This window comes from Moorena sp. SIO4A1, from assembly GCF_010672065.1.
Classification (GTDB): Bacteria; Cyanobacteriota; Cyanobacteriia; order Cyanobacteriales; family Coleofasciculaceae; genus Moorena.
Genome location: NZ_JAAHHX010000028.1, coordinates 1 through 15998, shown reverse-complemented (window position 1 = coordinate 15998; position 15998 = coordinate 1). Strand labels below are relative to the sequence as shown.

Below are 15998 nucleotides of genomic sequence, written 5' to 3'. Positions count from 1 at the left end.
TTGTTATATAATTTGCTAACATAACCATGACAGCTTTTACAGTAAATTTAAACTCTATTATTGAACTGACCGATGACAAATTTTATCAGTTATGTCGAAATAACCCGGAGATTAAATTTGAGCGCAATGCCAAGGGAGAAGTGATTATTATGTCACCTACTGGCGGAGAAACCGGTAACTATAATTCAGAAATAAATGCTGATTTCGTGATCTGGAATCGACGAACTAAGCTAGGTAAAGTTTTTGATTCATCGACGTGCTTTAAACTCCCTAATGGTGCTGACCGTTCTCCGGATGTAGCGTGGATTAAACAACAACGCTGGGATGCACTTAAACCAGAGCAACGCCAGAAGTTTCCACCGATTTGCCCGGATTTTGTGGTAGAATTAATGTCTCCAAGTGATCGGTTAACGGTGACTCAAGCCAAGATGGAGGAATATCTAAAAAATGGGGTACGTCTGGGCTGGTTAATTAATCCTCAAGCACGGCAAGTGGAAATTTATCGACCAGGACAAGTGGTGGAGGTGTTGGAGTCTCCTAAGACTTTATCAGGGGAGGAGGTTTTGCCTGGGTTTGTCTTGGATTTGCACTATCTTTGGTCAACCTAGGATTCTGCTTTTGTCAATAATCACTTGCCCCCGGAATGATAATTTTTTAAAAATTCAACACTAGTTTTTTAGAGGTCTGCTATGGGTCGTGCATCAAAACTAAAACAACAACGTCGCCAAGAATCTCACGATGTTACTAACAGGACTTCATCCCGAGCTAGGTACGTATTATTTGAATCCAATAGCTCTAATTACCTAGCCTCATTAGAGTTATTAGGTGGTATGGAACGCTTAAATTGGTGTCCTCATCCAGGGGGAGCACTCAAATTTGATTCCTCCAGTCAAGCCCAAGCCAAAGCTAAGCGGATTGCTAAGCAAAGAGGATACAGCCTAGAAGTGGTTGAGCTTAATTCTGAAAATGTTAATACTGACCAAAAACCTTAGTTACAACCTCCACATTCGGTTCAACCTCTATCCAAAGGGTGGCACCACCATTCTTGGGAGACTCGGGTCGATAGACTAACCGGGATGGCCCGCTGATTTCTACATAATGACAGTTGATATCGCGATTACCCCGTTTAACTGTAATCACTGGGTCTGTTGTATGGTTTTGTTGATTCTTGAGAAGTATTTCCTCGTTGAGGTAAATGTGAGTCAGGGATTTGCTGGGCTGTTTTCTCCAGGAGCCTTGTGGTCCACGGCTACCGGGAACTATCTTGGGCATACCGTTATATAGGGGAATCCGCCAAAAGCGACCAACTTTTTCGGCTCCTTGAATTCTGCCCTCTTTCAGGAGTTGGCGAACTCGTTGAGGACAAATACCTAGAAGATAGGCAGCTTGGGTGGTATCTATCATGATCGGACAACTTACTCTAGCGCTATTAATTTATTCGAAAATATACCATACAATTACAGCAATTGCCAAGTTTGATAGGGAACAGCGGATCTGGGAACAGCGGATCTGGGAACAGCGGATCTGGGAACAGCGGATCTGGGAACAGCGGATCTGGGAACAGCGGATCTGGGAACAGAGATTATTAAAGATTAAGCATTAAGTATTAAGTATTAAGTATTAAGTATTAAAGATTAAAGATTAAGTACTAAGTATTCAAGATTAAGTGTTGAATCTAGTAATAATGGTTTAGCAAAATTGCTGATGTCTGTGCATAAAGTAGAATAAAAATAAGCAAAAATCTCTATAACTATAGCAAATTATCGAAAACTACTTCTTAGATCTCCCGTCTCCACCCTATCCCCACACGTAAGCATTCAGGCGTCAGGCGTCAGGCGTCAGGCGTCAGCCGTTGGCCAACTACTGATAGCACCTCAAGTAGCGTGTGCGTAGCACATAAGCTGAATGCTGATAGCTGAATGCTGTTCGCGTAGCGTGCGCGTAGCGCTTATGCTGAATGCTTACCACTCTCGCTTATTCGCTGGCTCCAGCCCTATAGTTCTGACAGTAATACCGTCGAAATCGATAACCAGGGACTTTAGATATAGATTGTTTATCCTTAATACAACCTTGGGATTTTAACTCAACAGAGGCAGAAAAATTGACTACCCACAATTCTAAAGGTTTCGGCAGTTGAGCCACAGTTTTTTGTAGCGTTTCTGTAGCCACCCTTGGCTCGGTGTCTTTATGTGCCAAGAGAAACTGGGGTGAATTAATAGCAGTATCAACTACTTTGCGACGGTTCAATTCCCAAGCTAAGCCCATGATTTCTCCTGTTTGTTCATGGCTTTTGTGAACTGTGGCAATCAGGACTGGAAGGGATTGAGACTGGGAATCACTAATCTCTAATATTTTAGCGATCGCAAGATCTGGTCGATCGGCTTTTTGGTAACTGACATGGGATGCGACTATGACTCCACCTACCAATCCCATCAACAGGATTAGTGCTACCCATTGCTGATCTTTCCCTTGGGCAGCTCTCCAACAACTGGCAAAGCTTGCTGCTAGTAACATAATTACGATGGGGAAGTAGACAAACTGGTAACGAGCCGCTAAGGTCAAATCAATCCCAAGACCGTAAGTGAATAATAAGAATAATGCGATCGCTCCCACCACAAATCCGCCCAAAACCTGAGTCATGACCTTAGTCTGGGAGTGTAAGCTCTGAATTCTGAGTCCTCGACGCAACAGTTGCACGATCAAGACTACTAATATTACTGTTACTAGTCCAGAGGCGACCATAATCGGTAGGGATTGCCCTTCTACTGGCAGCATCACTACCATAGTGATCAGCCAAGACAAGAGTCTAGCTACCGGTTCGAGCAAATTGCTCAGGGTTGTGTCTTGGTGAACCCACTCTGTCAAACGATTACTGGAGGGGCGTGGCAAAATTGGCAGCCAAACTAAGACTCCCATTAATGTCCCGAGGGCTACCGCGTAAATTCGCCACCAGTACTTCCAAGAAAACACTGAACCCCCTGACCCAATCCGCAACCCAAGCATTACCAGTCCTACAGCTGCGATCACCAGGACGAAAAAGTAATGGACAGCTATGCCTAAACTATTGACAATAACCCAGATTAATGCTATTGAAATCGGGAAGGGAGTCTGCCGTTGAAGCGATCGCGTAGCGTACACCAAACAACTGACTGAAGCGATAACTAATAGAATCCCTAGAGTGTAGTGTCGAGCTTCTTGTGCCAGATAGATGCCATAGGGTGAAACAGCCATCAGTGCTGCTGCGAAGTGACCGACCAGGGAAGAGCGAAACCCTAACCAACCTAAGCCAAACATGGCTGGAATGGAAATCACTCCCAGTAGGACACTTAAGGATCGCGCTACCCACAGGGATACCAATTCCTCATGGCCTGGAAACAGCTTCAGCCACAGATGGGTGAGGACGAAGTACAGTGGTGGGTGATTACTCTCCGTGATTAGGTTATTAATAACGGAATTGATGCTAGCACTAGAGTTCGGTTTGAGGGGAGCTAAGAGGGTATCTGAGGTAATCACCTGATCCAGGGGTACGCTCCGAAAACTATTGCCCAGGCTAAACACTAGGGTGGCAAATTCATCTGACCAGGGGGGTTTTCCGGCCAGATAGGTAAACCGTAAACCTGCTGCGATCGCTATCCACACCAGCAGTAATAGAACTATGACCCAACTACTCCAGCTTTTGTCCACTTGGGATTTTGGGTGGTTAAGAATCATTAGCCATTAATTCTCTTTGTAGGTAGGAATAAACGTAACGTTCTCCCACACTACTTTATTATTGTTGATGCCACTGTTTAGTTACTTGAACTGAAATCGGTGCTGGGGCAGAGGAATAATACCGCGCAATAATACCCCTATGAAATAATTAGATGAGCTAATCATTGGGATAATTTTTGAATACTGATGAAAGACAAGCTCAAACCAGACTGGGCGGGGGATGACTTACTCTCCCGGTTCGTTAATCTGTTGATCGACACCAAGCCGATCTACAAGGTGATGCAACACCAGGCCAGACAGGTGCTAATTAAAACCGCAGAAAAAAATGGGATTGAGTGGCGGAAAAACTACCAGGAGTTAGAAAAATCAGCAGCGAAGACCTTACTATCCGAGATTACTAACCCTAGCCTGGTCTACCCAGACTACTACAAAGTGCCTTTCCATGCTTATGACCAGGGAAACCTATGCTGGGAAGCTGCCTTTGAAGCTGGCAGTGCTACCAAGGCTATGGGGTTGAGGATTTGGCCTAAAGAAAAACTTACTTGGCTTTCGGCACAAGAACGATTACGAAGTAGTTTTCATAAAGTACTAGGAGAGTATAATCCCGAGATAGTCACAGATGTCCTAGACATTGGCTGCTCAGTGGGCATCTCTACCTTAGCGCTACACCGCTACTACTCCAGGATCAAAAAGGGCAAAATCCGCACCGTTGGGTTAGACTTATCCCCTTATATGCTGGCTGTGGCCAAGACCATGGATCAGACAGCAGAAATATCAGAATGGATCCATGGCAAAGGAGAGGACACCGGTTTACCGGACAATTCATTTGATGTGGTCACGTTACAGTTTGTGATCCACGAACTACCGCGCCAAGCAACAGAGGAAATTTTTTCGGAAGTGCTACGGATTCTACGACCTGGTGGCTGCCTTGGTGTTGTAGACAATAATCCTGCCTCCCCAGTCATCCAGAATCTCCCCCCTGCACTGTTTGTGTTGATGAAAAGTACAGAACCTTGGAGTGATGACTACTACAGCTTTAATGTAGAAGAGGCGATGATTAAAGTTGGTTTTGACTATCAGACCACGGTAGCCAGCGATCCTCGTCACCGCACTATTATTGCTACAAAACCTGGTTGAGGTGAGTGTGGGTTGTAGCAATTCCTCTGGATTCAGTGGCTAATAGTGATAATTACGAGTCAATCCCAAACTAGTCCATTTGGGATTGACTCGCTGTTTGCAGCTTCCTGTGCCGTTCAAAGGTGCTGTAAAAACAACCCAGTTAGGTTATATAAGTAAGGATCTGAAAAAATCAGTATAATTTTAATAAATTTATCATGAAGACTAGCCAAATTTTTTGAAAGCTTTTTTAAACTAAATGTGAAGATTTGGTTAATTATGAAAAAAAAGTAAAAATATTGTGAATTAAGTCCAGGTGGTTTTCGAGTATCCTAGTCTTGCCCAAACTGAGTTCGACATCACCGACTTTATCCAGGAGTCAGGAGCTTCGAGTCAGGAGTCAGTAGCCATAATAACGGAATTTTATAGTTAATTTGGAATTAATCAGAGTTTAATGGGCAATTAACCTATGTATTCTCCCAATAACTTCTGAATTATTCTCCTGAATTCTGAATGATGTCTCCTATCTTCTCAAAACACCAGGCAATTTCTGACAGGGAACTGAGGTTGCTCAAGACCTATTGCCCAACACCGATTGTTCATACTGGGATTTTGGCATCAACAGGTTTGGGGTAGACTCAAATCTAATCTCTTTGTCCTTTCCCCTTTCCCCTGACAACTCCGGCGAAGTCTAATAAGCGCCCAAAGCCGCTTAGGCCAAAGCAGGAGCAGAATTTAGGGCAGCACTATGGTATTGATTCGACTAATAGCAGTAAAACCAAATTGGACTAATAGTCATGGGAGCATGATCTCCTGATCTGGCCAGCCTTGGCCTTTATCACCTTTCTCGTCAGAGAGATAACATAAAAGGAGTTCTTGCAAGCAGTACCTACACTAGGAGGTGTGACCCAAGGGGGATTTACTCGCCCATTGAAAAATACACCAAAGCGCGAATTTAATCCTTAATGGTAAGAGCGCACCTATAGAAAGTATGGGTTTGGTGACACTCGATGGCAATCAGGCGAAGCCAAGCTATCAGTTGTATCGTCTCTATTTTCGTCTTGCAGTTGCCAGGTAACCTATTGGATCTATCTCCTAGATTTCTTTAGATGTCTTTTGTTAAGAACATAAACAATCACTCTTAATTATGTCAGAAATTCTAACACTAATCAAAAAACCAGAAATTCCCAAAAAATTAGTAAAACCATCTCAACCAATTGAACTAATTCAGCCATCAGAACCAAAGTTTATGGCTGTTGGGGTTATAACTGGTGAGGTAGATTTGTCTGAGAAAATTCCTACCATTACCATCCAGGGTAAGCCTTACCCACTCTTTTTTCTGCTGAAGCACAACCGGAAAAGGTATGTGCTGGATATTCTCAAGGGGCACATCGAGGCCGGAAACCGAGAGCATCGCCTCGTGGTATATCCTAAGCCGATCCATTTCCCAGATCGGAACAAATTCCAGGATATCCGGTTTGAGGTGATTGGGATTTTACAGGAAGACAGACCCCATGCTTGGGCTGAAGCGATTGGCAATGGGTATTTCATCTTGGCTGGATTGTGGCAGTTCATCCCTGTTTGTAAAGTTCCCTGTGTGTCAGTCTTTAGGAACCACAGTGAACAATTAGTGAACTATCTCAAAACTCACCAGGCTACAGAAAGAACTCGGGTACTCAAAGCTGGTCACTGTCCATTATTCTGGCGGGACTCCTCGGTCAAACCATTCCGATTCAATCCTAAGCTCAAGGAGCAGGGCAAGCCAAAATTCATCCAGGTCAAAGCCCGATTCCTTCCCCACAAAAATGCCTTCGCGTTTGTAGAAGAATTGGCACCCCCAATGGATCAGCCTCCACGGTTCTGCAAGGTTCGGAAAGAAGATAAGCAGGAAGCCTTGGCCGAAGCTAAGAGAAGAGCTGCTGAAATGGCTGAAAAAAGAGCTGCTGAAAGTTCTGAAAGTCCTGAAAAAACAGCTGCTGAAAGTCCTGAAAAAAGACCTGATGAAATTCCTGAAAGTGCTGAAAGTTGAGTACTTCTATTCAAAATACCAACTCTGCTCAGTACCAACCCAACTCCCAGTCGAGCCGTTGAGACTTGACTGCTCAGGTGTTTGGTGCTGGCAAGGCTGGTAGGGTGATAGTTAAGACTTCAGCAGAGGTCAGGTAAGCTAGCGCTGCGCTATAAATTGATTGAGTGGCTATAGTATTGCCATGGCTAAACTATAGCGCTAGGCTAACCCAGCCAGTAAATGAGCTTTTGCTCACCAAAAACCTGTAATTAATTGTCTTGGTCTTCCAAAAACTCAACATCTTCATAGAGCTGGGATAGAGGACAGTCAAAGTCAATGCTGGTTATATGTACATCCGGTTCTGTTGCGTCTTTTGTGGTTTCATCCATCAAGTAACTGGTAAGTTCCCATTTGCCTCTATCATTAAGTCGGTAGCATTCAATGCTCATGGTTTCCGAATCAATCAGGAGATATTCCCTAAGGGTATCAAGGCGGCGGTAGTGTCTAAATTTTTTACCGCGTTCGCGTAGCGTAGCCCTTCGGGCTAATCGCTACCTTCTGTACCAGGGGAAAGGACTTCCGCAATCAGACAAGGGTGATAAATCACTTTGCGGGACTTTTGGTCACGGTGGTCACAGGTTACCATGACATCGGGATAGTAATAAGGCCCGTTTGCTGATACACCAAGTTTGGCATCTGCCATAAAAACTTTACAGCTTTTGCCACGTAAGTGAATTTTTAGGGCAGAGGCTAAATTGAGGGCAATGGAGTTGTGGGGAAGTGTTCCCCCAGTGATGGCATAAACTTTACCATTGATAAAGTTATATTTAATGGGTTGCTTCTCTTCCCATGCCAAGTACTCTTGAGCGGTCATCAAGGGGATGGTTGGATTGGCGATCATGTGAGTAATAGCGCTGTGCGCAAGGAATAGGAAATAGAAAAAGATAGGGGAGTGTGGGGAGATGGGGAGATGGGGAGATGGGGAGAAACGGGAGATGGGTAAGGTTTTTTTTAAGGGTAATTATCCTGACATGATATAAGACCACCCTGCATCACTTCCTGCCTTGAATTTGTAAACACTATTACACCCATTGGTATCACTGATAGGAATCATTTTACCAAGCAGTTTACTTAATCTAGCCAATCATTGAAAATAATAAGTTATAATTAAGGGTTAACCTATTTTATTCAGGTTTAGGGTATTGCTTTGACAAGGATGCGATCGCGTAGCGTAGCCCTTCGGGCTAATCGCAACTGCCCCCGTTGGTTCTTTTCTGTAAAAAAGCGAAGCATCAGTTTTTGTACTTAAGAGTAATTATCTCTGATTATCTTATATTTTATTGACAATGAAATATCCCTGCTCTTAGAATCGCGAATGGCGCAGGAGTTCTTGAGCCGAACTCCAATCTTTTCCAAAGTCCGATCGGGCAGGAAACCTGAGTATTCCTGAATTCCCCGGAACCAGAAGCCACAAGGAGACCCTATGGTTCAATCTTCTGAGTGCTCAATCCAAATTGGCCCGGCCTTAAGGGGATGGGAGACACGAGGGTCTCCATCATCTCGACTGTCCTGTCCCTTTAACATCAGGCCAAAATTCGGAAAATCAATAATTCAAACATCATGCTAAATACACCATTCAACCGCTTCAAGCCAGCTGCTCTTCCCTTGAAGAAAGCACTCTCAAGACTAGCACTCGGTCTAGCGACCCTGCCCTTTGCTGTAGTGGCAGTATTTTGTGTCACAGCTCCCACGGCTTTAGCAGAAACGGTAGAACCATTGCATGGAATAAACATCACTGAAAAAGGTGTCACGATCGTAGTGACGAGCAACGGCTGCACGCAGAAAGAGGACTTCACAACCATATTGGCAAAATCCCAGCCTCCCATTGTTACCTTCATCCGCCTGAAACCGGATCTTTGTAAAGGTGTTTCCCGTCCCTACCCGATTACGTTCTCGCTGTCGGAAGTGGGAGCGAAAGAGTTTAAAGTGGCCAATCTGTTTGTACCCGGCCCCAGATTTTAGCGGCGGAAGTTCTTAAAACAGGACTCTAAGTCGAAAAAAATGTCACAAACTCCCTGGTGATATCGTTTTAGTTATAGAGGGAAACACCTAACTTTGGGGTAGGCAAGTGTGGCGAACACGAGTTAAACAAGGTTTAACTTTTACCCTATGGTCTCAATTTAATAATTCCGCTCAAATTCCTCCCGATGGTGACGTTACGGTAGAGCGCGGGAGGAATTTTTTAGATCGATCTCAGTTATAATAAATCTTAAAAAGCCTAAGTCATTTCCAATTGCCCATCTGTCTATACCAACCAAGGATATTTTTCACAACACCGTTCGGTTAGCCCTGGAAAAAGATGGCTAGGTTATCACCAAATATATTCTATTATACATCAAAGTTTACGGAAAGGCATGGAAACATTAAACTATCATGAATTAGTCCAAAAAATCCTGAAAGCCCACGCTATCAACCTTAACGATGATCAGACAGAAGTTCAAATGATTTTTGATAGTGAGCGCAATCATTATTTAGTTATGCTAGTGGGCTGGTATGACCAACGACGGGAATATGGAAGCTTAATTCATATTGATATAAAAGATAACAAAATTTGGATTCAGAGTGATGGCACTGAAGTGGGAGTAGCTAATGAATTAGTTGAAGCCGGAGTTCCCCAACAGGATATAGTTTTAGGGTTTAAGTCTCCCTTCAAAAGGCAATTTACTGCATATGCTCACCAGTAGCCTGTTACAAAAAAGCAGTTTAGTCGTAGGGTGGGCAAAAAGTAATAGACTTTTTCCATTAAGCTTATCGGCGATCGCTTTTTTACCACCCTACCATTATAGCTTCAATCCAATAGCCAACTAAACAAATCGCCCACAGTAATGCTTAACTCCCTAGCAAAGGATGGCACAGGAAGTTTCTCGGATGATTGATCAAACACTTCGATTTGCTGTTTTGGACGATAAACGAAAACGGTTTGCTCTTCTGGATCAATCAACCAGCCCATTGCCGTCCCATACGTTAAACAATGGAGAATATTCTTTGTCACCTTGGTTTGACTTTGGTCAGGTGAAAGAATCTCAATTGTCCAATCAGGCGCTGCCTGGAAAACATTGGCAATTTCGCCATTGTCATCACGAGGAATTCTCTGGTAAACAAACACAGATACATCCGGAACGGTTGAGCGTCCACCAAAAGTACACCGAAGTTCTGGAAAAGCACGAGCAATTCGTTCTTGCTTCACCACTAGATTAATAGCAGTAACCAATTCCCCTTGAATTGTGCTGTGTTTTCCCTGTGGCATTGGTTTCTGAATAATTTGGCCATCAATGTACTCACTAGCAGGTTTGGTTTCTGGTAGTTTTAGAAATGCTTCCAATGACACTAGTTGTGATTTTTTATTGGGAGAGTTTTGAGTAATCATTGTCATTGGTCACAAACCCCATGTAATTCCTCTCTCTATTATATAGCATTTTTAGTTAAGATGTGAACATAAATATAATCAAGCAATTAGCCATGGTAACCAAATTGCTAAACTCAGCAAGCTAACAAACAAAACTGGCATGGTAAGAATAAAAGTTAAGCGAATATAATAAACCCAACTGATTTGGAGTCCTCTAAAAGCCAATACATTCAACCAAAGTAGAGTTGATAGACTTCCTAAAGGAGTAATTTTTGCTCCTAAGTTGCACCCAATTAAATTACCGTATATCATCACTTCTTTTACAGCTGGATCAATATCCGTAATGTTTTCAATTGCCTTAGCATTCAGCAGTAATGTTGGTAAATTGTTGAGTACACTGGCAATAAATGTGGCTAGGAAACCACTACCACTAGCGGCTAAGGTGAGTCCCCAATTAGAAAGAATTTCCAACCGCTGGCTCAACAGAGCAGTTATGCCCAGATTGTCCAAACCGATGCTGAATAAAAACAGGACTAGGATAAGTAAAATAATTCGCCATGGCAGTTGACCTGCTAGCTGTAAAATATAACTAAGTGTAATAGCACGACCGTTAAGGGAACGTGCTGCTAATGCCACCATCACTAAAGCTGCCATAGCAGCAATCCAGGCAATGGGTAAATTTAGCACTTTTGCCAACAAGTAGCCAATTAGGAGTAGTCCTAAAATAGGAAAACTCAATTTAAAAATTAAGGAATCTCGAATCGCACGATTAGGTGGTGGTAGACGGGCAAGGTTATAGGTCAGGGGGATTTCGGGTTCAAAATAGAACCAGAGAATGATGATACTAGTGGCTATTGTGGCAACGGTTACGGGCAACATCACCATCACATACCGCAACCAGGAAATCTGTAAATAATCAACATAAATCAGATTTACTGGATTACTCATCGGCAGTAGCAAGCTAGCGGCATCGGTAATAAAACCACTAGTAAATACAAATGCTAGAGTAGCTTTGGCACTAAAGCCAAGCAGCAGCAAAATTTCCATGACAGCAGCTGTCCAGACTATGGTGGTGGCCACGTTAGTAAACACATTGCTCAATAACATCCCGACTAGGATCACTAAGGAGAAAAGCAAATGGCCACGACCACATCCCCAATTAGCTATGTGAAGCGCTAACCACCGAAACCAACCTGCTTGACCTAAACTTAGGGCAATAATAATTAGAGCAATGAGGGTGAAAGTGGCGTTTCCAACTCTCGCCCAGACTATGGGAATATGGTGCAATAGCAAAGGGAACAGGGAGTAGGGAGTAGGGAGTAGGGAGTAGGGAACAAAAATTGTCACAATTCCTACACTGATCCCTATATAACTAATAACTAATAACTAATGACTAGTGATCCGATGCTAGGGATAAGTGATCATTTTATGGTACTATCAACCGTCAACGGTGAACGGTAAACGGTGAACTGTCAAGAAAAGCTAAAGCATTAGGTAAAATAAGCTATTAGGTCACAAATAGTGTTATATTCCTTAAGTTAAAGATTAAACCACTAGATATAGCGTGACCTCTGCCAGAGTCTTCCCCAAACCCATGAACCATATCCAGGAGTGGACAGCTAGTAGTGTTGATGAACAGCTGACTCGCCTCAATGTAAGGTCTCTCGAAGGCTCTAGCCCATTTGAGTATCTCTTCTATTCCGACTCCCTGCCCAGACGCAATGATGGTCGATTGCTAAACTCGATTCTGAAACGCTATCAACACCTCGAACAAGGGGGATGGTGGTGTTCTGGTATTGACTTGCTTACTGGTCAGGAGGATATTTGGGGCTGTTTCAAACCCAGCCAACCCCGTCAGAGTGGGGAAACTAGGAAGCTAATAAAATATGAACATCCCCCCAAAACCCCCACAGGCTTGTTTGCTCTGCGAGTACCTTTCCACCTGTGGCAACGGATTGCTGAACGCAATGATTTTACTATTCTCCCCACAGACCTTGACCACAATCAACCGGATCTAGGGTTTTGGCAGTGGCTAATCTCTCACCCCTCGATTCCCTTGTGTATTACTGAGGGCGCTAAGAAAGCTGGAGCTTTACTCACTGCTGGTTACGCTGCGATCGCATTACCAGGAATTAATGGTGGGTATCGAATCCGTAGGGATGCCCAGGGAAATCGGATTGGCAAGTCTGACTTGATTCCTCAACTACAGAAACTAGCGACTCCGGACCGACCGATTTACATAGTCTTTGACCAAGACTCGAAACCGAATACGATCAAAGCTGTCAATGCTGCGATTCGTAGAATGGGATATCTGCTCAATCAAGCAGGTTGCCCTGTGAAGGTAATAACTTGGGATGCCCAGCTAGGCAAAGGGGTAGATGATTTAATTGCTGATCAAGGTCAGAAGACCTTTGAGCAAGTTTACCAACGAGCACTCCCCCTGGATACTTGGAAAGCTAAATCCCTAACCCAGCTCACCTATGGAGCTAACCTTAAAGTAAATTGCCGCTATCTGCAAGAACTTCCGATTCCGGATACAGCCCAACTGATTGGCATTAAATCCCCTAAGGGTACTGGAAAAACCCAACTACTAGAAAAAATTGTCTCTCAAGCCCTAGCCCGAAAGCAATGGGTATTGGTGCTTGGTCATCGGGTGCGATTAGTAGAAGCATTGTGCCAACGCTTTGGCATCAAGTATATCACTGAGGTCAGGGATGACCAGAAGCAAGGGGTATTAGGTTATGGTTTATGTCTCGACTCCTTGCATGGTAATTCTCAGGCTCGCTTCAATGCCGCTAACTGGTCTGATGGCGTAGTGATTATCGATGAAGTCGAGCAAGTGCTCTGGCATGGATTGAACTCTAGCACCTGTCAGAGTAATCGGGTTGCTATTCTCAAATCCCTGAAAACCCTAATCCAGAATGTCTTGGGGGGGTCTGGTCAAGTTTATATTGCGGATGCAGACTTGAGTGATATATCGATAGATTACTTACTGACCTTGTCTGGCGTTGACCTGGAACCCTTCATCATTGAGAATGACTGGAAACCCAACATTGACGGGTCCTGGCAAATTCATAACTATACCGATAGCACACCAAAAAGACTAGTGCGAGAGCTAGAAGCACACATTGCTCAAGGAGGCAAACCCTTTGTGTGTCTTTCTGCTCAAAAACCAAAGAGCCAATGGGGTACTTGCACTCTAGAAGCTTACCTAAAAAAGCAATTTCCCGACCTCCGGATATTGCGCATTGATTCGGAATCCCTTGGTGAAACCAGTCATCCAGCCATGGGGTGTATCAATAACCTCAACAATGTTTTAGGGGAGTATGACATTGTATTAGCTAGTCCTGCTATTGAAACGGGAGTGAGTATTGATCTGCGGGGACACTTTACCTCTGTGTGGTGTATTGCCCAAGGGGTGCAAGGAGAAAATAGTGTCAGACAAACCTTAGGGCGAATCCGAGAAAATCTCCCCCGGTTCATCTGGGTAGCCCCTTATGGCTTTAATCAAGTGGGTAATGGCTCCACGTCTCTATCCTCACTGCTGGCATCTGGACAGCGTTTGACCCAAATGAATATTCGGTTGCTACAACAATCGGATTTCGATGCTGTGGATGATTTAGATACAGGCTTTCAAGCAGAATCCTTGATGTGCTGGGCTAAAATGGCTGTCCGATTCAATGCCGCCATGGTGAACTATCGGGAATCCGTGCTAGCAGGATTGCGTGCTGAAGGTCATCTGGTGATGGATGTTTCCCCAGCTAGTTCCACTAAAGCTGGGAAAAAGAAGTCTAAGGGTTCACCCCAAGCGGAAGAGTTGGGAGCACAGAATGCTCTGATGGCAGCGATTACTGCAGTTAGAGACCAAAACTATCAGGCTGAGTGTAATGCGATCGCATCTAGTCAAGACTTCAGTGATAGCCAATATCAAAAGATTAGCAAATGCCTAGTCAAAACACCATCGGAGCGTCGCTCACTACGGAAGTACGATTTAAAGCAGCGTTATGGCATCCCAGTCACACCAGAACTGGTACTCAAAGATGACCAAGGCTGGTATCAGCAGCTACGGCTCCATTATTTTCTTACCATCGGTCGGCAACATCTAGCAGAACGGGATGCTAAGGTAGCGCGACTGTTAATTGAGCAAGGTCAAGGGAGTATATTTCTACCGGATTTCAATCGTGCTGTGCTAGGAGCCATGATTGGTACCATGAAGGTTTTGGGGATACCAATTCTATTAGAAAATCTGGAACGAGAACTCAAAAATACTGATCAGGACTTGCAGCAGATGGCTGCGATCGCATTAGCAAACCGTTGTGCTATCAAAACCATCACCGGGATAGGACTAGCTAAAAAAGCAACTCCGATTGTTATTATCAGGCGCTTCTTAGATAAAATCGGCTATGGCTTGCAGTGTATTCGTTATCAGAGCCAAGGAAAAAAGCGGTTCAGAGTTTATCAGCTAGTTAGTCCAGAAGATGGTCGCATGGAAGTGTTCCAGAGCTGGTTAGCTAGTGATGGTCAGAGGTTAGGTACTAGTGAAATTTGGCTGGATAATGATTTATCCCCTAGGTCGGGTAACACTCAGTCAGTGGATTCAGAAAACAGTAATTATGTTCAATTGTGTTTGAATGTTTAGTTTTAATTTTTAGTCTTAATTTTTAGTATTACGTGGAGGGTTTGGGGAGGCTATAATCCCTGGGGGGGTGACATGCAAGCTGAAATCATTACTGGGTAATAATTTCAGCCCATAAGTTACAAAAATATATATGCTGTTTTGGGCGCGACCTTGGACGTATTTATAAGGGTTTGAGCTTCCAGAAAATCATTCGTAGGGTCAATTTGGGACTGTATCTTCCCTGAGATAATTGGCATCAAAGCCTCATATAGTAAGCTTTTCAGGGCTCATGTCACCCCCTCAGCTATAATCCCCCACCCTCTAACATTTTATTCAGGTAATATCAAGTTGCATTAAATAACCGTAATATATGAGAGATGCAAGACAATGGTCCAAACTGATGCCCAAGCGAATCAGCATAGAACCCCATCTGAGTATAGAAGAACATTAACAGCGCTATCGTCAAGGGAAAGATCCGATTGAATGCTCCCACTATCAAATCATCTGGTTGCTAGCCCTTGGCAGAACCAGTGAAGAAGTCGCGCAAAGTGACTGGATATAAACGAAGTTGGATTTATGAACTGGTGTGGGGCTACAACCGGATTGGACCGTTGACCTTGGGAGATGGTAGGCGTAGAAACCTGTTTTGCTCCACCTCTTAAAAGCTATCAGCAACAAGGGCAATTAGATCAAATTTTGTCAGGTCCAGCCCGGAAACGAAACCTTAGGATAGGGTCGCCTTTATGGTTAGTCGGCTATGCATAAAAGAGGTGCGCAATAGTCGGCGAATTTAATTCGCCGACTATTGCGCACCTTTGGTTAAAACTTTTTGATTAAGGCGACCCTATCCTTACGGTAACTTCAACCCCCGGATGGTGGGCTGTGGAACGGTCGCAAAGTTGCAGACTATCTCTGTGAATTATTGGTTCGAATTGTCTGACTTCAACTTGGATGGCGGATTCTCAAGCAAATGGATTAAAGGGCTAAAAGTACCTCGACCAACAATCACCAATTCATATCTCAACAACAACAGCAGTGGAAAAAAAAACTGGGCTGTGAAGTGGAGAAAGTGCAAAAAGAACACCCCTGGGCCGAGGTATCGGTATGGAGTCAAGATCAACATCCCATTGGCCTGCAGC

The 15998-nt window shown here is 43.9% G+C and carries 15 protein-coding genes; 9 read left to right on the top strand and 6 right to left on the bottom strand.

Features of this window, described 5'->3' with window-relative positions; translation table 11 throughout:
* Positions 1 to 26: 26 nt before the first annotated feature.
* Entirely contained in the window at positions 27 to 608 is a 582-nt protein-coding gene (locus F6K53_RS19285) for a Uma2 family endonuclease (protein ID WP_293070753.1), read from the top strand.
* A gap of 81 nt (positions 609 to 689) precedes the next feature.
* Positions 690 to 992 carry a hypothetical protein gene (locus F6K53_RS19280; RefSeq protein ID WP_293025850.1) on the top strand — a complete coding sequence of 101 codons (303 nt, stop codon included), beginning with the start codon at positions 690 to 692 and terminating at the stop codon, positions 990 to 992.
* Here F6K53_RS19280 and F6K53_RS19275 read toward each other — a convergent pair.
* Positions 970 to 1404 carry a helix-turn-helix domain-containing protein gene (locus tag F6K53_RS19275; protein WP_075905225.1) on the bottom strand — a complete coding sequence of 145 codons (435 nt, stop codon included), beginning with the start codon at positions 1402 to 1404 and terminating at the stop codon, positions 970 to 972. The genes F6K53_RS19280 and F6K53_RS19275 overlap by 23 nt on opposite strands.
* A gap of 62 nt (positions 1405 to 1466) precedes the next feature.
* Between F6K53_RS19275 and F6K53_RS45925 the strand changes: the two genes are divergently transcribed.
* Positions 1467 to 1589 (top strand): hypothetical protein, encoded by a 123-nt coding sequence (locus F6K53_RS45925; RefSeq protein ID WP_365940238.1) that lies wholly within the window; start codon positions 1467 to 1469, stop codon positions 1587 to 1589.
* Between the two features lie 385 nt (positions 1590 to 1974).
* On the opposite strand, the gene F6K53_RS19265 is transcribed toward F6K53_RS45925, so the two are convergent.
* Positions 1975 to 3711, bottom strand: coding sequence for a hypothetical protein (locus tag F6K53_RS19265; protein ID WP_293025845.1), 1737 nt, complete (start codon positions 3709 to 3711; stop codon positions 1975 to 1977).
* Between the two features lie 186 nt (positions 3712 to 3897).
* On the opposite strand from F6K53_RS19265, the gene F6K53_RS19260 reads away from it, so the two are divergent.
* Together F6K53_RS19260 and F6K53_RS19255 are read left to right on the top strand one after the other, a co-directional pair.
* Positions 3898 to 4848, top strand: a complete 951-nt coding sequence (locus F6K53_RS19260; RefSeq protein ID WP_293025843.1) for a class I SAM-dependent methyltransferase — start codon at positions 3898 to 3900, stop codon at positions 4846 to 4848.
* Positions 4849 to 5974: 1126 nt separating this feature from the next.
* On the top strand, positions 5975 to 6856 hold the full coding sequence (locus F6K53_RS19255; RefSeq protein ID WP_293025841.1) for a hypothetical protein: 882 nt from the start codon (positions 5975 to 5977) through the stop codon (positions 6854 to 6856).
* Positions 6857 to 7104: 248 nt separating this feature from the next.
* Here the strand turns inward: F6K53_RS19255 and F6K53_RS45920 are convergent, their stop codons facing one another.
* Both F6K53_RS45920 and F6K53_RS45915 read right to left on the bottom strand, forming a co-directional pair.
* On the bottom strand, positions 7105 to 7302 hold the full coding sequence (locus F6K53_RS45920; RefSeq protein ID WP_364303813.1) for a hypothetical protein: 198 nt from the start codon (positions 7300 to 7302) through the stop codon (positions 7105 to 7107).
* 77 nt (positions 7303 to 7379) lie between these two features.
* Positions 7380 to 7736, bottom strand: coding sequence for a Uma2 family endonuclease (locus tag F6K53_RS45915; RefSeq protein WP_365940236.1), 357 nt, complete (start codon positions 7734 to 7736; stop codon positions 7380 to 7382).
* Between the two features lie 719 nt (positions 7737 to 8455).
* Between F6K53_RS45915 and F6K53_RS19245 the strand changes: the two genes are divergently transcribed.
* Both F6K53_RS19245 and F6K53_RS19240 read left to right on the top strand, forming a co-directional pair.
* On the top strand, positions 8456 to 8857 hold the full coding sequence (locus tag F6K53_RS19245) for a hypothetical protein (protein ID WP_293025839.1): 402 nt from the start codon (positions 8456 to 8458) through the stop codon (positions 8855 to 8857).
* Between the two features lie 392 nt (positions 8858 to 9249).
* On the top strand, positions 9250 to 9579 hold the full coding sequence (locus tag F6K53_RS19240) for a XisI protein (RefSeq protein ID WP_293025837.1): 330 nt from the start codon (positions 9250 to 9252) through the stop codon (positions 9577 to 9579).
* 104 nt (positions 9580 to 9683) lie between these two features.
* Here F6K53_RS19240 and F6K53_RS19235 read toward each other — a convergent pair whose 3' ends face one another.
* Together F6K53_RS19235 and F6K53_RS19230 are read right to left on the bottom strand one after the other, a co-directional pair.
* Complete coding sequence (locus F6K53_RS19235; RefSeq protein ID WP_293025835.1) at positions 9684 to 10268, bottom strand: Uma2 family endonuclease; 585 nt, start codon at positions 10266 to 10268, stop codon at positions 9684 to 9686.
* Between the two features lie 72 nt (positions 10269 to 10340).
* Complete coding sequence (locus tag F6K53_RS19230) at positions 10341 to 11588, bottom strand: ArsB/NhaD family transporter (RefSeq protein WP_293025833.1); 1248 nt, start codon at positions 11586 to 11588, stop codon at positions 10341 to 10343.
* Between the two features lie 217 nt (positions 11589 to 11805).
* On the opposite strand from F6K53_RS19230, the gene F6K53_RS19225 reads away from it, so the two are divergent.
* Together F6K53_RS19225 and F6K53_RS19220 are read left to right on the top strand one after the other, a co-directional pair.
* Complete coding sequence (locus tag F6K53_RS19225) at positions 11806 to 14880, top strand: plasmid replication protein, CyRepA1 family (protein WP_364303811.1); 3075 nt, start codon at positions 11806 to 11808, stop codon at positions 14878 to 14880.
* 497 nt (positions 14881 to 15377) lie between these two features.
* A complete protein-coding gene (locus F6K53_RS19220; protein WP_293070757.1) occupies positions 15378 to 15521 on the top strand; it encodes a hypothetical protein in 144 nt (47 codons plus the stop codon).
* The last annotated feature ends 477 nt before the right edge of the window (positions 15522 to 15998 follow it).

What these genes read in the sequence shown, in the direction of transcription:
- F6K53_RS19285 (WP_293070753.1), top strand. Translation starts at nt 27, where the DNA reads ATGACAGCTTTTACAGTAAATTTAAACTCTATTATTGAACTGACCGAT.
- F6K53_RS19280 (WP_293025850.1), top strand. Translation starts at nt 690, where the DNA reads ATGGGTCGTGCATCAAAACTAAAACAACAACGTCGCCAAGAATCTCAC.
- F6K53_RS19275 (WP_075905225.1), bottom strand. Translation starts at nt 1,404, where the DNA reads ATGATAGATACCACCCAAGCTGCCTATCTTCTAGGTATTTGTCCTCAA.
- F6K53_RS19265 (WP_293025845.1), bottom strand. Translation starts at nt 3,711, where the DNA reads ATGATTCTTAACCACCCAAAATCCCAAGTGGACAAAAGCTGGAGTAGT.
- F6K53_RS19260 (WP_293025843.1), top strand. Translation starts at nt 3,898, where the DNA reads ATGAAAGACAAGCTCAAACCAGACTGGGCGGGGGATGACTTACTCTCC.
- F6K53_RS19255 (WP_293025841.1), top strand. Translation starts at nt 5,975, where the DNA reads ATGTCAGAAATTCTAACACTAATCAAAAAACCAGAAATTCCCAAAAAA.
- F6K53_RS45915 (WP_365940236.1), bottom strand. Translation starts at nt 7,736, where the DNA reads ATGATCGCCAATCCAACCATCCCCTTGATGACCGCTCAAGAGTACTTG.
- F6K53_RS19245 (WP_293025839.1), top strand. Translation starts at nt 8,456, where the DNA reads ATGCTAAATACACCATTCAACCGCTTCAAGCCAGCTGCTCTTCCCTTG.
- F6K53_RS19240 (WP_293025837.1), top strand. Translation starts at nt 9,250, where the DNA reads ATGGAAACATTAAACTATCATGAATTAGTCCAAAAAATCCTGAAAGCC.
- F6K53_RS19235 (WP_293025835.1), bottom strand. Translation starts at nt 10,268, where the DNA reads ATGACAATGATTACTCAAAACTCTCCCAATAAAAAATCACAACTAGTG.